Annotated in this window: 19 protein-coding genes; 13 read left to right on the top strand and 6 right to left on the bottom strand. The window is 71.0% G+C overall.

Annotation, left to right across the window (positions count from 1 at the left end; all coding sequences use genetic code 11):
• Positions 1-7 precede the first annotated feature (7 nt).
• Both OHS59_RS10420 and OHS59_RS10415 read left to right on the top strand, forming a co-directional pair.
• A complete protein-coding gene (locus OHS59_RS10420) occupies positions 8-937 on the top strand; it encodes a HipA family kinase (RefSeq protein ID WP_328493107.1) in 930 nt (309 codons plus the stop codon).
• The gene (locus OHS59_RS10415) at positions 934-1260 is read left to right on the top strand and encodes a SelT/SelW/SelH family protein (protein WP_328493106.1); all 327 of its coding nucleotides are present in this window, start codon (positions 934-936) and stop codon (positions 1258-1260) included. Before OHS59_RS10420 ends, OHS59_RS10415 begins: the two co-directional genes overlap by 4 nt.
• Positions 1261-1291: 31 nt before the next feature.
• Here the strand turns inward: OHS59_RS10415 and aceB are convergent, their stop codons facing one another.
• Together aceB and OHS59_RS10405 are read right to left on the bottom strand one after the other, a co-directional pair.
• Positions 1292-2926 carry a malate synthase A gene (gene aceB, locus OHS59_RS10410; RefSeq protein WP_328493105.1) on the bottom strand — a complete coding sequence of 545 codons (1635 nt, stop codon included), beginning with the start codon at positions 2924-2926 and terminating at the stop codon, positions 1292-1294.
• 186 nt (positions 2927-3112) lie between these two features.
• Positions 3113-3715, bottom strand: coding sequence for a nucleotidyltransferase family protein (locus OHS59_RS10405; RefSeq protein ID WP_328493104.1), 603 nt, complete (start codon positions 3713-3715; stop codon positions 3113-3115).
• A 187-nt stretch (positions 3716-3902) separates the two neighbouring features.
• On the opposite strand from OHS59_RS10405, the gene OHS59_RS10400 reads away from it, so the two are divergent.
• Complete coding sequence (locus OHS59_RS10400; protein ID WP_328493103.1) at positions 3903-4217, top strand: DUF5955 family protein; 315 nt, start codon at positions 3903-3905, stop codon at positions 4215-4217.
• 176 nt (positions 4218-4393) lie between these two features.
• On the opposite strand, the gene OHS59_RS10395 is transcribed toward OHS59_RS10400, so the two are convergent.
• Entirely contained in the window at positions 4394-5206 is an 813-nt protein-coding gene (locus tag OHS59_RS10395; RefSeq protein ID WP_328493102.1) for an IclR family transcriptional regulator, read from the bottom strand.
• A gap of 303 nt (positions 5207-5509) precedes the next feature.
• Here OHS59_RS10395 and allB point away from each other — a divergent pair, with 303 nt between their 5' ends.
• Both allB and alc read left to right on the top strand, forming a co-directional pair.
• The gene (gene allB, locus OHS59_RS10390; protein ID WP_328493101.1) at positions 5510-6889 is read left to right on the top strand and encodes an allantoinase AllB; all 1380 of its coding nucleotides are present in this window, start codon (positions 5510-5512) and stop codon (positions 6887-6889) included.
• Between the two features lie 88 nt (positions 6890-6977).
• The gene (gene alc / locus OHS59_RS10385) at positions 6978-8135 is read left to right on the top strand and encodes an allantoicase (protein WP_328493100.1); all 1158 of its coding nucleotides are present in this window, start codon (positions 6978-6980) and stop codon (positions 8133-8135) included.
• Positions 8136-8367: 232 nt separating this feature from the next.
• On the opposite strand, the gene OHS59_RS10380 is transcribed toward alc, so the two are convergent.
• The gene (locus tag OHS59_RS10380; protein ID WP_328493099.1) at positions 8368-9099 is read right to left on the bottom strand and encodes an SDR family oxidoreductase; all 732 of its coding nucleotides are present in this window, start codon (positions 9097-9099) and stop codon (positions 8368-8370) included.
• A gap of 183 nt (positions 9100-9282) precedes the next feature.
• On the bottom strand, positions 9283-9489 hold the full coding sequence (locus OHS59_RS10375) for a hypothetical protein (RefSeq protein ID WP_328493098.1): 207 nt from the start codon (positions 9487-9489) through the stop codon (positions 9283-9285).
• Between the two features lie 178 nt (positions 9490-9667).
• Between OHS59_RS10375 and OHS59_RS10370 the strand changes: the two genes are divergently transcribed.
• Together OHS59_RS10370 and OHS59_RS10365 are read left to right on the top strand one after the other, a co-directional pair.
• On the top strand, positions 9668-10924 hold the full coding sequence (locus OHS59_RS10370) for a sensor histidine kinase (protein ID WP_328493097.1): 1257 nt from the start codon (positions 9668-9670) through the stop codon (positions 10922-10924).
• A gap of 33 nt (positions 10925-10957) precedes the next feature.
• Positions 10958-11629: a response regulator transcription factor gene (locus tag OHS59_RS10365; RefSeq protein ID WP_328493096.1), complete on the top strand. Its 672-nt coding sequence runs from the start codon at positions 10958-10960 to the stop codon at positions 11627-11629.
• Positions 11630-11969: 340 nt separating this feature from the next.
• On the opposite strand, the gene OHS59_RS10360 is transcribed toward OHS59_RS10365, so the two are convergent.
• Positions 11970-12983 (bottom strand): Gfo/Idh/MocA family protein, encoded by a 1014-nt coding sequence (locus tag OHS59_RS10360; RefSeq protein WP_328493095.1) that lies wholly within the window; start codon positions 12981-12983, stop codon positions 11970-11972.
• Between the two features lie 117 nt (positions 12984-13100).
• On the opposite strand from OHS59_RS10360, the gene OHS59_RS10355 reads away from it, so the two are divergent.
• From OHS59_RS10355 to OHS59_RS10330, 6 genes are all read left to right on the top strand, one after another.
• Complete coding sequence (locus OHS59_RS10355; RefSeq protein WP_328499153.1) at positions 13101-13850, top strand: GntR family transcriptional regulator; 750 nt, start codon at positions 13101-13103, stop codon at positions 13848-13850.
• Positions 13851-14002: 152 nt separating this feature from the next.
• Positions 14003-15007: a sugar ABC transporter substrate-binding protein gene (locus OHS59_RS10350; RefSeq protein WP_328493094.1), complete on the top strand. Its 1005-nt coding sequence runs from the start codon at positions 14003-14005 to the stop codon at positions 15005-15007.
• Positions 15004-16041: an ABC transporter permease gene (locus OHS59_RS10345; RefSeq protein ID WP_328493093.1), complete on the top strand. Its 1038-nt coding sequence runs from the start codon at positions 15004-15006 to the stop codon at positions 16039-16041. Before OHS59_RS10350 ends, OHS59_RS10345 begins: the two co-directional genes overlap by 4 nt.
• Complete coding sequence (locus OHS59_RS10340) at positions 16038-16853, top strand: ATP-binding cassette domain-containing protein (RefSeq protein ID WP_328493092.1); 816 nt, start codon at positions 16038-16040, stop codon at positions 16851-16853. The genes OHS59_RS10345 and OHS59_RS10340 overlap by 4 nt, the downstream gene beginning before the upstream one ends.
• A gap of 172 nt (positions 16854-17025) precedes the next feature.
• Positions 17026-18210 (top strand): ROK family glucokinase, encoded by a 1185-nt coding sequence (locus tag OHS59_RS10335; protein ID WP_328493091.1) that lies wholly within the window; start codon positions 17026-17028, stop codon positions 18208-18210.
• Positions 18207-18788, top strand: coding sequence for a sugar kinase (locus OHS59_RS10330; protein ID WP_328493090.1), 582 nt, complete (start codon positions 18207-18209; stop codon positions 18786-18788). The genes OHS59_RS10335 and OHS59_RS10330 overlap by 4 nt, the downstream gene beginning before the upstream one ends.
• Positions 18789-18810: the final 22 nt, after the last annotated feature.

Genomic DNA, 18810 nt, shown 5'->3' with positions numbered 1-18810 from the left:
GGCGAGTGTGCTGCGCGAAGTGACCGCCGATCGATACGTGACCCCGTTGCGGGCGGGCGGCTCCGTGCCCGGAGTCGTCGAGGCCGACGACCTGGGGACGTACGTCGTGAAGTTCACCGGCTCGGCGCAGGGGCGCAAGGCGCTCGTCGCCGAGGTGATCGTGGGCGAGCTGGCGCGCGCTCTGGGGCTGCGGTTCCCCGAGCTGGTGCTGGTGCACTTCGACCCCGCGATCGGCGCGCACGAACCGCACCAGGAGGTCCAGGACCTGCTCCGGGCCAGCGCAGGGCTCAATCTCGGCATGGACTATCTGTCGGGCGCCGTGGACTTCACCCCGGAGGTCGCCGAGGGGTTCGCCGTCGATCCGCTGGAGGCCGGCCGGATCGTCTGGCTGGACGCCCTCACGGTCAACGTGGACCGCACGACGCACAGCTCGAACCTGATGATCTGGCCCACGCTCGGTGTCGCGCCGCCGAAACTGTGGCTGATCGACCACGGCGCCGCGCTGGTCTTCCACCACCGCTGGGACGCGTCGGCCCCGGAGAAGTCGTCACCGGAGAAGGCGTACGACTTCCGGCGGCACGCGCTCGGCGGCCACACCCCCGACACCCGCGCGGCGGACGCCGAACTCGCGCCCCGGGTGACGGAGGAACTGCTGCGCGCGATCACGGCCGAGGTGCCCGACGCCTGGCTCGCCGACGAGCCCGGTTTCGCGGGTCCGGACGAGGTCCGCGAGGCGTACGTCGGCTATCTCCTGGCCCGTGTCCGGGCCTCGGCGGCCTGGCTTCCCACGGACTTCCCCACCCGGGAACAGCTCGCGGCCGACGACGCCCGCCGGGCCGCGAAAACCCAGCAGGGCCGGCCGAACTGGCTCAAGCGGGTCCCCGACCTGCACGGCAAACCGGCGGCGGAACAGGATTGGTCGGTACACCTCGGATGACCACGGACAACACACCCCCCGCGACCGCGCCCGCCCCCGCTGCTCCGGCCGGGCAGCCGCACCGCGTGCAGATCGAGTACTGCACCCAGTGCCGCTGGCTGCCCCGGGCCTCCTGGCTCGCCCAGGAACTCCTCACCACATTCGAGCAGGAGCTGACCGAGCTGGCGCTCAAGCCCGGCACCGGTGGCGTCTTCGTCGTCCGCGTCGACGACGAGGTGGTCTGGGACCGCCGCGAGCAGGGTTTCCCCGAGCCGACGGCCGTGAAGCGCCTGGTACGCGACCGAGTGGCCCCGGAGAAATCCCTGGGCCACTCGGAGAGGTAGTGCGCGATCTGAGTACGTGGCGGCGGCTCGCTCAGCCGGTCAGCTGCTGGTACGCCGGCAGCGTCAGGAAGTCCGCGTAGTCACCGTCGAGCGCGACCGTCAGCAGCAGGTCGTGGGCCTGCTGCCAGCGGCCGGCCGCGAAGGCCTCCTCGCCGATCTCGGCGCGGATGTCCGCCAGGTCCCGGGCCGCGATCTCACGGGCCAGCTCGGGCGTCGCCTTGACGGTCTTCCCGTCGTGTTCGAACTCGACGCCCGCGTTGATCCACTGCCAGATCTGCGAGCGCGAGATCTCCGCGGTGGCCGCGTCCTCCATCAGGTTGAAGATCGCGACCGCGCCGAGTCCGCGCAGCCAGGCCTCGATGTAACGGATGCCGACCTGTACGGCGTTGACCAGTCCGTCGTACGTGGGCCGGGCGTCGAGGGAGTCGACGGCGATGAGGTCGGCGGCCTTCACGTCGACCTCATCGCGCAGCCGGTCCTTCTGGTTCGGCCGGTCACCGAGCACGGCGTCGAAGGACGCCATCGCGATCGGGACGAGGTCCGGGTGGGCCACCCACGACCCGTCGAAACCGTCGCCCGCCTCACGGTCCTTGTCGGCCTTGACCTTCTCGAACGCGACCTTGTTGACCTCCTCGTCGCGCCGCGAGGGGATGAACGCCGCCATGCCGCCGATCGCGTGCGCCCCGCGCTTGTGGCAGGTGCGCACGAGCAGTTCGGTGTAGGCGCGCATGAACGGGGCGGTCATCGTCACCGCGTTGCGGTCCGGGAGGACGAACTTCCGCCCGCCGTCACGGAAGTTCTTCACGATGGAGAAGAGGTAGTCCCAGCGGCCCGCGTTCAACCCCGAGGCGTGGTCACGGAGTTCGTAGAGGATCTCCTCCATCTCGTACGCCGCCGTGATCGTCTCGATCAGGACGGTCGCGCGGACGGTGCCCTGCGGGATGCCCGCATAGTCCTGTGCGAAGACGAACACCTCGTTCCAGAGGCGGGCTTCGAGGTGGGACTCGGTCTTGGGGAGGTAGAAGTACGGACCCTTGCCGAGGTCGAGCAGCCGCTGCGCGTTGTGGAAGAAGTACAGGCCGAAGTCGACGAGCGCGCCCGGGACCGGGGTGCCGTCGGTGTCGACGAGGTGGCGCTCGTTCAGATGCCAGCCGCGCGGGCGCGTCACGACCGTCGCCAGTTCCTCCGGCGCCTTCAGCGCGTACGACTTGCCGGTGCGCTCGTCCGTGAAGTCGATGGAGCGGGTGTAGGCGTCGATCAGGTTGACCTGGCCGAGGACCACGTTCTCCCAGGTCGGCGCGGAGGCGTCCTCGAAGTCCGCGAGCCACACCTTGGCGCCCGAGTTGAGGGCGTTGATGGTCATCTTGCGGTCGGTGGGCCCGGTGATCTCCACCCGGCGGTCGTTCAGGGCCTCGGGCGACGGGGCCACCCGCCAGGAGTCGTCCGCGCGGACGGCGGCGGTCTCCGGGAGGAAGTCGAGCGTGGAGGTACGGGCGATCTCGGCGCGGCGCTCGGCGCGGAGGGCCAGCAGTTCGTCACGCCTGGGGGTGAACCGCCGGTGCAACTCGGCGACGAAGGCGAGGGCCTCGTCGGTGAGGACCTCCTCCTGCCGGGGCAGGGGCTCGGCGTCGACGATGGCCAGCGGGGACGGCGCTGGTGCGGACATGAGCTGTCACTTCCTTCAGCGAACGTGGCACCGGGTGCCAGTCGACCGGGTACGGCGGTGAACGCCCGTGGAGAGGACGGACGCTTCTGAACAGTGGATAGTAGTTTCCTCATGGTGGAAGTTCAATGTTTTGTTGATGTCGAGACTCTCCGGATCGAGACAAGGCGGCGCTCAGTGCCACCCCGATCACTGTAGGTACTGGGCGAGATCCGACACCGTGTCGATGTCGTACGGCTGGGCCACGTCCGCGCACTCGACGAGCGTGATCGCGTCCGCGTGGGTCTGCAGATAGGCGCGTGCCCCCCGGTCGCCGGTCGCAGTCGCGGCGATGCCCGCCCAGTGGTCGGCACCGAGCAGGACGGGATGCCCCCGCCTCCCGTCGTAGGCGGCCGAGGCGAGCGTCGCGGGGGACCGGTGGGCGGCCAGGAGCCGGGCCGTGGCCTCGGGTCCGATGCCCGGCTGGTCGACCAGCGACACCAGGGCGGCCCGGGCCCCCGTCTCCCGCAGGGACGCGAGCCCGGCCCGCAGCGAGGACCCCATGCCCTCCTCCCACTCCGGGTTGTCCACCAGTACGCAACCGGGCAGCTCCGCCCGCTCCCGTACGGTGTCGGCCCGTGCCCCCAGCACCACGTGGACGCGGGTGCAGCCGGCCTCGCGCAGCACCCCGGCCGCGTACTCCACCAGGGGGCGCCCCCGGTGTTCGAGGAGGGCCTTGGGGCGTCCGCCGAGGCGCCGGCCGCCGCCGGCGGCGAGGAGGAGTCCGGCCACTTGGCCGTGGTTGTCCGTCATTCCTCCTGCATACCTGACCCGTGGGCGAGAACAGGATGTCCGGGGTCTGAATTTCGGTCCGTGGAGTGGCGCCCACCGCACCGGGTGGCGTTTACTGGCCCGCGTCCCCGGCGCCCGACCAGCGTCACGGGACGGTCGGGCGGGAGAGACGAGGCCGTGCGCCGAGCGGTGCGCGAGGGGGAGAGCCGTGTTGCGGAGCTTGGGGCAGAGGTCAGTGACCGGCAGCGACGAAGATCCGAGAGTGGCGGAGTTGCGCACCGCTGTGTCCAGGCTGCGCCGTGAACTCGCCGCGCTTCCGGCCGAGTTCCCCGACCGTGGCATCGCGGAGGACGAACTCGCCGCGCTCGCCGCGATGGCCGGCAGCGGCCTGCCGGAGATTCCGCGCCTGCGCCGCTCGCTCCTGCTGGTCGCCGGTTCGATCGGCTCGGTCAGCGCGCTGGCCACCGGACTCGCCGCCGTACGCAGCGCGGTCGAGCTCTTCGGAGAGCCGCCGCGCAACTGAGAGTGTGCGTGCCTGCGTCCGAGCCCGGCAGGGCGACTCCCTGTGTCGGGTGACTCCCCAAACCGGGTGACTCCCTGTGCCGGGTGGCTCCCTGCCGGGTGACTTCTCTTCCTCGTTCCGGGTAACTCCCTTGTCGCGCAGGCTGGTTGGAGGCAGATCGGGGAGGAGGGGTGGGCTCAGGCGGCCGGGCCGGAGCTCGCCAGTGCCTGCGACAGCTCCACCGCGACCTGCTGGAGCACGGGAACGATCCGCTCGGTGGCCGTCTCCGTGACGCGGCCGGCCGGCCCGGAGATCGAGATCGCCGCGGCGGTGGGGGAGTCGGGCACGGAGACGGCGAGGCAGCGGACCCCGATCTCCTGCTCGTTGTCGTCCACCGCGTAACCGGCCCGGCGCACCTCTTCGAGCGCGCTGAGGAAACCGTCCGGCGTCGTGATGGTCTTGTCCGTCGCGGCGGGCATGCCCGTACGGGACAGCAGCGCGCGCACCTCGTCGTCCGGGACATGGGCCAGCAGGGCCTTGCCGACGCCGGTGGAGTGCGGCAGCACCCGGCGGCCCACCTCGGTGAACATCCGCATCGAGTGCTTCGACGGCACCTGTGCCACGTACACGATCTCGTCGCCGTCGAGCAGTGCCATGTTGGCCGTCTCGCCGGTCTCCTCGACCAGGCGGGCCAGATAGGGGCGGGCCCAGGTGCCGAGCAGCCGGGACGCCGACTCGCCGAGGCGGATCAGCCGCGGGCCGAGCGCGTAACGCCGGTTGGTCTGCTGGCGTACGTAACCGCAGACCACGAGCGTGCGCATGAGGCGGTGGATGGTCGGCAGCGGCAGGCCGCTGCTCGCGGAGAGTTCACTCAGGCCGACCTCGCCGCCCGCGTCCGCCATCCTCTCCAGCAGGTCGAAGGCGCGCTCTAGGGACTGGACGCCACCGCTGGCGGCAGCCGGCTTGGTGGCGACCTCGGCGGGGGCGTCGCTGGCGCTGGGCGTCGGCACGGGCGCGGTCCTTTCAGACGGGCAGGCAGGTGGGAAGCCTACCCGGCAGTTGGTTGACTGCACGGCTGCGTGTGATTAAGTTCTGCTCTACGGAAGTCTATTTCCGCTCTGTGGAAACGTCCAGTGGCTGCCGCCTGCGGGGCAAGGTGAGAGGCCGACTCTTGACGGCGCGGAGCGCGGAGTGAAGACTCCTTCAACAGAACGTTGAATTCCGTTACGTGGAAGTTAACGGCGGCCGCAGACGCCCGCAGGAGACGTCCGCTGGAAACGCGCCCGCCGGATAAGTCCGCATGAGACGTCCGCATGAGACATCCGGCATGGAAAGGAGTCCCGGTGTCCGAAGACGGCCTGGTCGAACTGGTTCTGCGCTCGACGCGCGTGATCACTCCCGAAGGGACGCGGGCGGCCTCGGTCGCCGTCTCCGCGGGGAAGATCACGGCCGTGCTCGCGCACGACGCCGAGGTGCCCGCCGGCGCCCGGCTGGAGGACTTCGGTGACGACGTCCTGCTGCCCGGGCTCGTCGACACCCACGTGCACGTCAACGATCCGGGCCGCACGGAGTGGGAGGGTTTCTGGACCGCCACGCGCGCCGCGGCGGCGGGAGGCATCACGACCCTGGTCGACATGCCCCTCAACTCCCTTCCGCCGACCACGACGGTCGACCACCTCCGTACCAAGAAGGACGTGGCCCGCTCCAAGGCACACATCGACGTCGGGTTCTGGGGCGGCGCCCTGCCCGACAACGTCAAGGACCTGCGGCCCCTGCACGACGCGGGCGTCTTCGGCTTCAAGGCGTTCCTTTCACCCTCCGGGGTGGAGGAGTTCCCGGAACTCGATCAGGACCAACTGGCCCAGTCCCTCGCGGAGATCGCCGGATTCGGCGGACTGCTGATCGTCCACGCGGAGGACCCGCACCACCTCGCGGCGGCTCCCCGCAAGAGCGGCCGGAAGTACGCGGACTTCCTGGCGTCGCGCCCGCGCGACGCCGAGAACACGGCCATCGGCAGCCTGATCGCCCAGGCCGGGCGCCTCGACGCGCGCGTCCACGTCCTGCACCTGTCGTCCAGCGACGCGCTCCCCCTGATCGCCGCCGCCAAGCGCGAGGGCGTACGGGTCACGGCGGAGACCTGCCCGCACTATCTGACGCTCACCGCCGAGGAAGTCCCGGACGGGGCAAGTGAGTTCAAGTGCTGCCCGCCCATCCGGGAGGCCGCCAACCAGGACCTCCTGTGGCAGGCGCTGGCCGACGGCACGATCGACTGCGTGGTCACCGACCACTCACCTTCGACGGCCGACCTGAAGACCGACGACTTCGCGACCGCGTGGGGCGGCATCTCCGGACTCCAGCTCAGCCTGTCGGCGGTCTGGACGGAGGCCCGCAGGCGCGGACACGGCCTGGAGGACGTGGTCCGCTGGATGTCGTCCCGCACGGCCGAGCTGGTCGGCCTGGACGACCGCAAGGGCGCCATCGAGGCGGGCCGCGACGCCGACTTCGCGGTCCTCGCACCCGACGAGACCTTCACCGTCGATCCGGCCGCGCTCCAGCACCGCAACCGGATCACCGCGTACGCGGGCCGGACCCTGCACGGCGTGGTCCGCTCCACCTGGCTGCGCGGCGAACGCGTCATGTCCGACGGCGAGTTCACCGGCCCGACCGGTCAACTCCTGTCCCGGCGGAGGTAGTTCCTCACCGACACCCACGAACCGCCCCGCACCCGGGACGTGCACCCGGCACCCGCGGCGGCCGACCCCGAAAGGAAGACCTGATCACGTGACCGAGCAGCAGCGACCCTCCTTGGCTCGATTCACCGGCGACGCGAACCCCTACGGAGGGGGCGACCCGTACGCGGACCACCGCACCGCCGACTTCCCCTTCACCCGGTACGCCAACCTCGCCGACCGGCAGCTCGGCGCCGGGGTCGTCGCCGCCAACGACGAGTTCTTCGCCCAGCGCGAGAACCTGCTGCTGCCCGGCCGGGCCGAGTTCGACCCCGAGCACTTCGGCCACAAGGGCAAGATCATGGACGGCTGGGAGACCCGCCGCCGACGTGGTGCCTCCACCGCCCACCCGTGGCCCACCGCCGACGACCACGACTGGGCGCTCGTACGCCTCGGCGCCCCCGGTGTCGTACGCGGCATCGTCGTCGACACCGCCCACTTCCGCGGCAACTACCCACAGGCCGTGTCCGTCGAAGGCACCTCGGCGCCCGGCTCCCCGTCCCCTGAGGACCTCCTCGCGGACGACGTCAAGTGGACAACTCTCGTACCCCGTACGGAGGTCGGCGGCCACGCGGCCAACGGGTTCGCCGTCGACGTCGAACAGCGCATCACCCATCTCCGCGTCAACCAGCACCCCGACGGGGGCATCGCGCGCCTTCGCGTCCACGGCGAGGTCGTGCCGGACCCGAAGTGGCTGTCGGTCCTCGGCACCTTCGACGTGGTCGCCCTGGAGAACGGCGGCCAGGTCGAGGACGCCTCCAACCGCTTCTACTCGCCCCCCACCAACACCATCCAGCCCGGCCGTTCACACAAGATGGACGACGGCTGGGAGACACGGCGGCGCCGCGACCAGGGCAACGACTGGATCCGCTACCAGCTCGTCGGACGGTCCGAGATCCGCGCGATCGAGATCGACACGGCGTATCTGAAGGGGAACTCGGCGGGTTGGGCGTCCGTATCCGTGCGTGACGGCTCGGATGGATCCGGCGACTCCGAAGGCTCGGGTGGCGACTGGACGGAGGTTCTGCCCCGGACCCGTCTCCAGCCCGACACGAACCACCGGTTCGCCCTCGCGGCCCCCGCGTTCGGGACGCACGCGCGCGTGGACATCTTTCCGGACGGGGGGATCTCGCGGCTGCGGCTGTTCGGGGCGCTGACGGAGGACGGGGCGGCACGCTTGGATGCGCGGTACCAGGAGCTGGGGGGCTGAGGTTTCGGGGACTCCGCCCCCGAACCCCCGGTCCTCAAACGCCGGACGGGCTGAGACGTAGCCGGACCGGCAGCCATCTTCAGCCCGTCCGACGTTTGAGGACGAGCGCGCAGCGCGATCTCGGGGGGCGAGGGGGCGCAGCCCCCATGCGGTGACGATGGAGGTCCCCCCGGTCGAGCGAAGCCGAGACTGGGGGAGGGTAGGGGCGGCGGGGGCGAAAAACCCCTGCGGATCAGGCCGCGTGGCCCCCGTCCACAGAGAACTCCGCCCCCGTCACATACCCGGCCTCGACCCCCGCCAGATAGGCAACCGCGGAAGCCACCTCGGAAGCCACCCCGAACCGCCCCACCGCGGTCATCGCCACCTGCCCCGCCGCGATCGCCCCGTCCGCCGGATTCATGTCGGTGTCGACCGGCCCCGGGTGAACGATGTTCGCCGTGATCCCCCGCCCGCCCAACTCCCTCGCGAGAGCCTTGGTCAGCCCGACGAGCGCGGACTTCCCCATGGTGTACAGCGTGCCGCCGGGCCCCGGCACCCGCTGGGTCACGCACGACCCGATGGTGATGATCCGCCCGCCACGCCCCATCCGGCCGGCCGCCGCCTGGGAGGCGAGGAAGACACCGCGTACGTTCACGGCGAGAACCCGGTCGACGTCGGCGAGGGAGAGGCTCTCCAACGGTCCGAGCAGCCCGATACCCGCGTTGTTCACCAGGACGTCGAGCCCGCCGAACTCCTCCGCGGCGAGGTGCACGGCACCCGCCGCCTCCTCGGCGTCGGCGGAGTCCGCGCGCAGGGCGAGCGCCCGCCGGCCCACCGCCCGGATCCGGGCCACGACAACGTCCGCGGCGTCCTTGTCGCGTACATACGTGAACGCCACATCGGCGCCCTCCCGGGCGAGCCGTACGGCCGTCGCCGCACCGATCCCACGGCTGCCGCCGGTCACCAGGGCCACGGTTCCGAGCATCGCTGAAGAAGCTGAAGAAGCTGAAGAAGCTGACGAACCTGTAGAAGGTGACGAAGCCGGTGAAGTCGAAAGAGCTGATGGAGCAGGCGTCTGCGAGGTCTGCCGAGTCGTCTCTGAAGTCATGGGTCCATCCCAGCCGCCACGCTCCCCGGACGCTGGCGGCGAACGGACACCTACCTCACCTCAGCCGGACTTCTGGCTCTCGGCCGCCGCGAACAGCGCGAACGACAGCACGAGGAGCGCGACACTCCCGTAGATCTCACGGCCGTCGAGGAAGTCGAGCCGTTGGACGAGGCCCCAGCCGCGCAGCCGGCCGGTGAACTCGTGCACCAGGCCGACCCCGCCCTGCAGAAGGGCGATCACTCCGAGAAACTCCAGAACCTGCTTCATACAACGATGCTCGCCCCGCGGCCCCGTCGTGTTCATCGGCCGCAGGGCCCGGCGCGGACGCCGGAAGTCCCGGGGTGACGCCGGGGGCACGACGAAAGTCTGACGTGTCCCCGACTTTGGTAGAAGATCGGGTGACGGGGGCGGCGCCGGTCGATGTCGATGCGTAGATTTGGCGACTGTGAGTGATATCGCGCCGCTGCCGAAGCCCTCGAACCCCCCGGTCCGCCGGTGGTTTCTGCCGTCGGCCGTCACCTCGGCACTCGACCCGGAACACACCGACCGCAAGGGGCGCCCCCGGCGCACCGCACGGGACTGGGCCGTCGACTTCGCCTGTTTCCTGATCGCCGTCGGGATCGGCCTGCTCGGTGCGGACCAGACGGACGGCGACCCGAACATCCCGTACGCCGTGGAGGTCATCGACCAGCTGCTGGGCGCCGTCGCCTGTGCGGCCGTCTGGCTCCGGCGGCGCTGGCCGGTGGGCCTCGCCGTGGCGATGGTTCCGGTCTGCTTCGTCTCCAACACCGCGGGCGGCGCGGGGCTGGTCGCCCTGTTCACGCTCGCCGTGCACCGCCCCTTCAAGTACGTCGCCTGGGTGGGCGGGGCGCAGTTGGTACTGCTCCCCTTCTTCTCCTGGTGGCGACCGGACTCCGACCTCCCGTACCTCGTGGTCGTGGGCCTCGGCGTGCTGCTGACCATCGCGGTCGTCGGCTGGGGCATGCTCGCGCGGTCCAAGCGGCAGCTCATGCTGAGCCTGCGCGACCGCGCGCGGCGGGCCGAGACGGAGGCGGCGCTCCGTGCCGAGCAGGCGCAGCGGCTGGCCAGGGAGGCGATCGCACGCGAGATGCACGACGTCCTCGCCCATCGGCTGACGCTGCTCAGCGTGCACGCCGGAGCGCTGGAGATCCGCCCGGACGCCCCCTGGGCGGAGGTCGCGCGGGCCGCCGGGGTGATCCGCGAGAGCGCGCACGAGGCCTTGCAGGACCTGCGGGAGATCATCGGGGTGCTCCGGGCCTCCGGGGACGACGCCGACGAGTCCGGACGGCCGCAGCCGACGCTCGCCGCCCTGGAGGCGCTGGTCTCCGAGAGCCGGGAGGCCGACATGAAGGTCACGCTCGACAACCGGGTCGTCGACGCGGAGACCGTCCCCGCCTCGGTGGGCCGCACCACGTACCGCATCGCCCAGGAGTGCCTGACCAACGCCCGCAAGCACGCCCCCGGCGCGGAGGTCACGGTCACCGTGGCCGGGGCCCCGGGCACCGGCCTCACGATCTCCGTACGCAATCCGCCGCCGCCCGGCGACGTCCCCCATGTCCCGGGCTCGGGGCAAGGTCTCATCGGTCTCACCGAGCGGGCCACACTGGCGGGCGGACACCTGGAACACGGCCCCGAAGGGAGCGGCGGCTTCCTGGTGCACGCATGGCTTCCCTGGGGATGACGTGTCCCTGCGGCGTATCACTACGGTAGGCGCATGACTCCGATCCGTCTGCTCCTCGTCGATGACGACCCGCTGGTCAGAGCCGGCCTCTCCCTCATGCTGGGCGGCGCCGACGACCTGGAGATCGTGGGCGAGGCCGCCGACGGCAGCGATGTCGAGGCCGTCGTCGACCGCACGCGCCCCGACGTCGTCCTCATGGACATCAGGATGCCGACGGTGGACGGGCTGGTCGCCACGGAACGGCTCAGGGGCCGCAAGGACGCTCCCCAGGTCATCGTCCTCACCACCTTCCACGCCGACGAGCAGGTGCTGCGGGCCCTGCGGGCGGGGGCCGCCGGTTTCGTCCTCAAGGACACGCCTCCCGCGGAGATCCTGCACGCGGTGCGCCGGGTCGCGGCGGGTGATCCCGTGCTGTCGCCCACCGTGACGCGGCAGTTGATGGCACACGCCGCGGGTGCCGCGCCCGACACCCGGCACGCGAGTGCGCGTACGCGCGTGGCCGCGCTCAACGACCGTGAGCGCGAGGTCGCCGTGGCCGTGGGGCGAGGGCGCTCGAACGCCGAGATCGCGGCGGGGCTGTTCATGAGCGTGGCCACGGTCAAGACCCACGTCTCCCGCATCCTCGCCAAACTCGACCTCAACAACCGCGTACAGATCGCTCTACTGGCGTACGACGCGGGCCTCCTGGAGGACGACGACGGCTGACCCCTGCGGACGGCCTGCCTGCTCGGTGGGGGTGGGGGTGGGGGTGGGGGTGACGACCGTACGTCGTGCGTCGTGCGTCGGCCCGGTGGGGGTTGGCCGCGCAGTTCCCCGCGCCCCCCCCAAAGACCAAAGCTGGAGCGCAGCCCCGCTTCCAGCGGGCGTGCCCAGCCACGGCGGCGCCGCAGCCGACCGAGGTTTTTAGGGGCGCGGGGAACGGCGCAACCGGCCACGGCGGCGCCGCAGCCGATCGAAGCTTTGAGGGGCGCGGGGAACGGCGCGCCCGGCCACGGCGGCGCCGCAGCCGACCACGCGTCCCCCGCGAACAGCGGCCCCGCGGCCGTCAGTCCCGTCCGCCCGGGATTTCGGCGAGCGGTACGGACCGCCGCCCCCGCCGAGACACCTCACAAGCCTCCGCGATCCGCAACGCGTGCAACGCCTCACGCCCGTCGCAAGGATTGGCCCGCTCCCCCCGGACCACCTCGACGAACGCGTGCAGCTCCGCCTCGTACGCGGGCCCGAACCGCTCCAGGAACCCCGTCCACGGCTTGGTCGCGGCAGGCGGCCCCGCCGGCTCCGTGGACGCGATCGGCGTCCGGTCGTCGAGCCCGACCCCGATCTGGTCCAGCTCCCCGGCCAGCTCCATGCGCACGTCGTACCCGGCCCCGTTCAGCCGCGTCGCCGTGGCCGTCGCGAGCGTGCCGTCGTCCAGCGTGAGGACGCACGCCGCCGTGTCGATGTCACCCGCGTCGCGGAACATCGGGGGCCCGGCGTCCGACCCCATCGCGTAGACCTCGGTGATCTCCCGCCCGGTGACCCACCGCAGCATGTCGAAGTCGTGCACCAGGGTGTCCCGGTACAGCCCGCCGGACAGCGGCAGATGCTCGGCCGGCGGCGGCGACTGGTCGGAGGTCATGGCGCGCACGGTGTGCAGCCGGCCGAGCTGCCCCGAGCGCACCACCTCACGCGCGGCGGTGTAGCCGGAGTCGAAGCGCCGCTGGAAGCCCATCTGCAGGATCGTTCCCGCTGCTTCTACCTCCGCGATGGCCGTGAGGGTGCCTGTCAGGTCGAGGGCGATGGGCTTCTCGCAGAACACGGGCAGCCCGGCCCGTGCTGCCCGACCGATCAGTTCGCCGTGTGCCGAGGTGGCCGCGGTGATGACCACGGCGTCCACACCCCAGGTGAAGATCTCGTCCACGCCGGGCGCCGCGGTGGCGCCTAAGCGGTCCGCGAGCCGGCGGGCTCGTGCGGGATCCGCGTCCGTGACGATGAGGGAGCCGCCCACCTCGCGGTGGCGGCTGAGGGCGGTCGCATGAAATGTACCGATACGACCCGTCCCGATGAGTCCGATGCGCATGGGACAAAGTTGAGGGCGGATCCTACACCCTGTCAACTCTTTGTCCGGACAATCGAACCTCACAACTTCCCGTCATCATGCACCGGAGCTACGCTCGGGCCCGTGCCCAAACCAGATGTGGACCCGACCGCGCCGCTCCAGCTCAGCGTCGACCGGAACAGCCCGGTGCCGCTCTACTTCCAGCTGGCCCAGCAGCTCGAAGCGGCGATCGAGCGTGGTGCCCTGACCCCGGGCAGCCTGCTGGGCAACGAGATCGAGCTCGCCGGACGCCTCGGTCTCTCCCGGCCCACGGTCCGCCAGGCCATCCAGTCACTGGTGGACAAGGGCCTCCTCGTACGCCGTAGGGGTGTCGGCACCCAGGTCGTCCACAGCCAGGTGAAGCGCCCACTGGAGCTGAGCAGCCTCTACGACGACCTGGAGGCGGCCGGCCAGCGCCCGGGGACCCGGGTCCTCGTCAACACGGTCGTCCCGGCCACGGCCGAGGTGGCGGCGGCCCTGTCGGTGGCGGAGGGCAGCGAGGTGCACCGGGTGGAGCGGCTGCGGCTGGCCCACGGCGACCCGATGGCGTACCTCTGCAATCACCTGCCCCCCGGCCTGCTCGACCTCGACAGCTCGCAGCTGGAGGCCACCGGGCTGTACCGGCTGATGCGGGTCGCGGGCATCACGCTGCACAGCGCCCGCCAGTCCGTCGGCGCCCGGGCCGCCACGGCCACGGAGGCCGAGCGCCTCGACGAGTCCACGGGCGCCCCGCTGCTCACCATGCAGCGCACCACCTTCGACGACACGGGCCGAGCCGTCGAGTTCGGCTCCCACACCTACCGCGCCTCGCGCTACTCCTTCGAGTTCCAGCTGCTCGTACGCCCCTGAGCTGGTAAGACTCCACAGGCCCCGGCGCCGACTCCGGGCACTCCCGCCTGCGCTCGCGCGACGGTACCGACGGCCCCGCTGTCCGGAATCCTTCACTCCGTATCCGATACTTGGTTGTTCCATGTATCGGATTTCAAGAAGGGCACGGCCTCGTGGCACGGTTTCGGACCTGGGTCAGCATCGCGGTGGCAGGGGCGCTGGGCGCATCCCTGGCCGGGTGCAGCAGCACCGGCGGCAAGCGCGCCGAGGACGCCCGCAAAGCGGCGTCGGCCCAGGGCGGGGGCGCGGTGAGCACGCCCCGCTGGACCGTCGCGATGATCACCCACTCGGGTGACGGCGACACCTTCTGGGACATCGTCCAGAACGGCGCACAGCAGGCCGCCGACAAGGACAACATCAAGTTCCTGTACTCCCACGACGACGAGGGACAGCAGCAGGCGCAGCTCGTGGACGCCGCCGTGGACAAGGGCGTCGACGGCATCGTCGTGACGCTCGCCAAGCCCGACGCCATGAAGAGCGCGGTCGCGCGCGCCGTGAAGGCCGGCATCCCCGTGATCACCGTGAACTCGGGCTCCGAGAAGTCCAAGGAGTTCCGCGCGCTCACCCATGTCGGCCAGGACGAGACGATCGCCGGTGAGGCGGTCGGGGACGAGCTGAACAGGCGTGGCCGGAAAAAGACCGTCTGCGTCCTCCACGAACAGGGCAATGTCGGCCATGAACAGCGCTGCGCGGGCGTGAAGAAGACCTTCGACGGCACCGTGCAGAACCTGTACGTCGAGGGCACCGACATGTCGGCCGTCCAGTCCTCCGTCGGCGCCAAGCTCCAGGCCGACCCGTCCGTCGACGCGGTCGTCACCCTCGGCGCGCCCTACGCCGACACCGCGGTCAAGGCCAGGGAGGATGCGGGCAGCAAGGCCGAGATCGACACCTTCGACCTGAACGCCAAGGTCGCCGCCTCGCTCAAGGACGGCACCCTCGGCTTCGCCGTCGACCAGCAGCCGTACCTCCAGGGGTACGAGGCCGTGGACCTGCTCTGGCTGTACCGGTACAACGCCGACACGCTCGGCGGTGGCCGGCCCGTCCTCACCGGCCCGCAGATCATCACCAGGGACCAGGCCGCCGAGCTCAAGAGCTACGCGGACCGGGGGACCCGATGACGTCGACGATCCCCACGGCGGACGAACGGCTGCTGCGGACCTCACCGCTGCGCAGGCTGCTCGGCCGTCCCGAGCTCGGCTCGGTGGTCGGCGCGCTCGCCGTCTTCCTCTTCTTCGCGCTGGTCGCGGACGGTTTCGTACGGACCGCGGGGCTCAGCACCGTGCTGTACGCGGCCTCCACGATCGGCATCATGGCGGTGCCCGTCGCCCTGCTGATGATCGGCGGCGAGTTCGACCTGTCGGCAGGCGTCATGGTGACGTCGTCCGCGCTGATCTCGTCGATGTTCAGCTACCGGATGACCGCGAACGTCTGGGTGGGAGTGGGGGTCTCGCTGCTGGTCACCCTCGCGATCGGCTTCTTCAACGGCTTCATGCTGACCCGCACCGAGCTGCCCAGCTTCATCATCACGCTCGGCACCTTCCTCATGCTGACGGGCATGAACCTCGGCTTCACCAAGCTGATCAGCGGCACCGTCTCCACCAAGTCGATCGCCGACATGGAGGGCTTCGCCTCCGCCAAGGCGCTCTTCGCGTCCGTCCTCACCGTCGGCGGCGTCGACTTCAAGGTCACCATCCTGTGGTGGCTCGGCCTGGTGGCCCTCGCCTCCTGGATCCTGCTGCGCACCCGCGTCGGCAACTGGATCTTCGCCGTCGGTGGCGGAAAAGAAGCGGCCCGCGCGGTGGGCGTCCCGGTCGCCGCGACCAAAATCGGCCTCTACATGGGAGTGTCGTTCGCGGCCTGGATCGCCGGGCAGCACCTGCTCTTCTCCTTCGACGCCGTGCAGTCCGGAGAGGGCGTCGGCAAGGAGCTGACGTACATCATCGCGGCGGTCATCGGCGGCTGTCTGATCACGGGCGGTTACGGTTCCGCCGTGGGCTCGGCGGTCGGCGCGCTGATCTTCGGCATGACCGACAAGGGCATCGTGTTCGCCGAGTGGAATCCCGACTGGTTCAAGTTCTTCCTGGGAGCGATGCTGCTCCTCGCGACCCTGCTGAACGCCTGGGTCCGCAAGCGCGCGGAGGCCACGGCATGACGCAGCCCACCGCGACGACGTCCGCCGCCGGGCGCACGCCCCTGGTCGAGCTCGACGACGTCAGTAAGTACTACGGCAACATCCGCGCCCTGGAGGGTGTCTCGCTGGAGGTCCACGCGGGGGAGATCACCTGCGTCCTCGGCGACAACGGCGCGGGCAAGTCGACCCTGATCAAGATCATCGCGGGGTTGCACCGGCACGACACCGGCACCTTCCGCATCGAGGGCGAGGACACCCGCCCCGCGTCCCCGCGGGAGGCTCTGGACCGCGGTGTCGCCACGGTCTACCAGGACCTGGCCGTCGTCCCCCTGATGCCGGTCTGGCGGAACTTCTTCCTCGGCTCCGAGCCCCGGAAGGGCTCCGGGCCCTTCAAGCGTCTGGACGTCGACCTCATGCGCCGCACGACCCACGCGGAGCTCCTGCGCATGGGCATCGACCTGCGCGACGTCAACCAGCCCATCGGCACCCTCTCGGGCGGCGAGCGCCAGTGCGTGGCGATCGCCCGGGCCGTCCACTTCGGCGCCAAGGTCCTCGTCCTCGACGAGCCCACCGCGGCCCTGGGCGTGAAGCAGTCCGGCACGGTCCTCAAATATGTGGCCGCGGCACGTGACGCGGGCCTGGGGGTTGTGTTGATCACCCACAATCCCCACCACGCGTACCTCGTGGGCAACCGCTTCGTCCTCCTCAAACGCGGCACGATGGTCGGCAACCACACCCGCGAAGAGATCACCCTGGACGAACTGACCCGCCAAATGGCGGGCGGCACGGAACTGGACGACCTCCGCCACGAACTGGAGAGCAGCACCCCGTAGCAACCCCCGAGGGCGCCCCCGTAAGGAGCGCCCTTCAGGGGTGCGGGGAACTGCGCGACCAGCCACGGCGTACCCGCGGATGACAGACGACCGCGGCTGCCCGGGGCAACCCGAAGCGCGGCGAGGGACGCCGCCGTGCGGCCAAACCCCCACGTGCGGCAGAATCGGCGCGATGAGCACCTACCGCGACCTCGCCCTGCCCAGGGCGCTCGGCTCCGCCAGAGCCGCGGGCGCCCCCATCGGCTCCCGCCGTGCCACCGCCCTGCGCACCGTGGGCACGCGCGAGCGCCGTTCCCACCTGACGGCACCGCGCGTTCCCACCGTCGGCATCGACATCGGCGGTACGAAGGTGATGGCGGGCGTGGTCGACGCGGACGGCAACATCCTGGAGAAGGTCCGCACCGAGACCCCCGACAAGTCCAAGAGCCCCAGGGTCGTCGAGGACACCATCGTCGAACTGGTGCTGGACCTCTCCGACCGGCACGACGTGCACGCGGTCGGCATCGGCGCGGCCGGCTGGGTCGACGCGGACCGCAACCGGGTCCTGTTCGCGCCGCACCTCTCGTGGCGCAACGAGCCCCTGAGGGACCGGATCGCCGGACGCCTCGCCGTCCCCGTCCTGGTCGACAACGACGCCAACACGGCCGCCTGGGCGGAGTGGCGCTTCGGCGCGGGCCGCGGCGAGGACCACCTCGTCATGATCACGCTCGGTACCGGCATCGGTGGCGCCATCCTGGAGGACGGGCAGGTCAAGCGCGGCAAGTTCGGCGTGGCGGGCGAGTTCGGCCATATGCAGGTCGTGCCCGGCGGCCACCGCTGCCCGTGCGGCAACCGCGGCTGCTGGGAGCAGTACAGCTCCGGCAACGCCCTGGTCCGCGAGGCCCGCGAACTCGCCGCCGCCGACTCCCCGGTGGCCTACGGGATCATCGAGCACGTCAAGGGCAACATCGCCGAGATCACCGGCCCGATGATCACCGAGCTGGCCCGTGAGGGCGACGCGATGTGCATCGAGCTGCTCCAGGACATCGGCCAGTGGCTCGGCGTCGGCATCGCGAACCTCGCGGCCGCGCTCGACCCCTCCTGCTTCGTCATCGGGGGTGGCGTCAGCGCGGCCGACGACCTGCTCATCGGCCCCGCGCGGGACGCCTTCCGGCGCCAGCTGACCGGGCGCGGCTACCGTCCCGAGGCCCGGATCGCCCGCGCCCAGCTCGGCCCCGAGGCAGGCATGGTCGGCGCCGCGGACCTCGCCCGGCTGGTGGCCCGCCGCTTCCGCCGCGCCAACCGGCGCCGGGTCGAGCGGTACGAGCGCTACGAGCGGTTCGCCGAGTCGCGCCGCGAGGCCCAGGAGACGCTGTGACGGCCTCGCTGCCGCGCCAGGCCTCACCCCCGGACGAGCCGTCGCGCCCGCCCGAGGAGCCGGGGCACCGGATCCGCCGCCGGGCCCTGACCCTGCTGATCATCGTGCTGCTCATCGGCGTCCCGGCCGGCTATCTGGTGATCTCCGCCAACCAGAGCCGCGACAGCGGCAAGGACAAGGAGGCGAAGTACTCGGCGACCGGTCTCACACCGGGCTGGCCCTCCCGGGTCCAGCGCCGCCTGTACCAGGTGCCCATCCCGGGCTACTCGGCCGAGGTCGCGTACTACGAGACGAACAACTGGAAGACCAGCCGTCTCTACGTCCAGTTCCTCACCAGCGACGAGGGTCTGGAGAAGTTCCTCAGGACCATCGGGACCAGCCTCGACGCCCTGGAGAAGGACGAGATCGCCATCAGCGCCCGCGACCGGCGGGTCGTCGGCTGGGAGTTCACCGGCCCCGGCCCCTGGTCGGGCCTGAACCACGAGCGGAAGAACCCGACGCCCACGCATCACATCGTCGTGGACTGGGCGAAGCCCGGCCATCCCATGGTCTACGTGGTCTCCAGAACGACGCCCTGACCCGCCCCGCCCCGCCGCCGGA

It is taken from the genome of Streptomyces sp. NBC_00414 (assembly GCF_036038375.1).
Lineage (GTDB): Bacteria > Actinomycetota > Actinomycetes > Streptomycetales > Streptomycetaceae > Streptomyces.
Note: the sequence above shows the minus strand (reverse complement) of the source record. Positions and strands in the feature narration are given on the sequence as shown.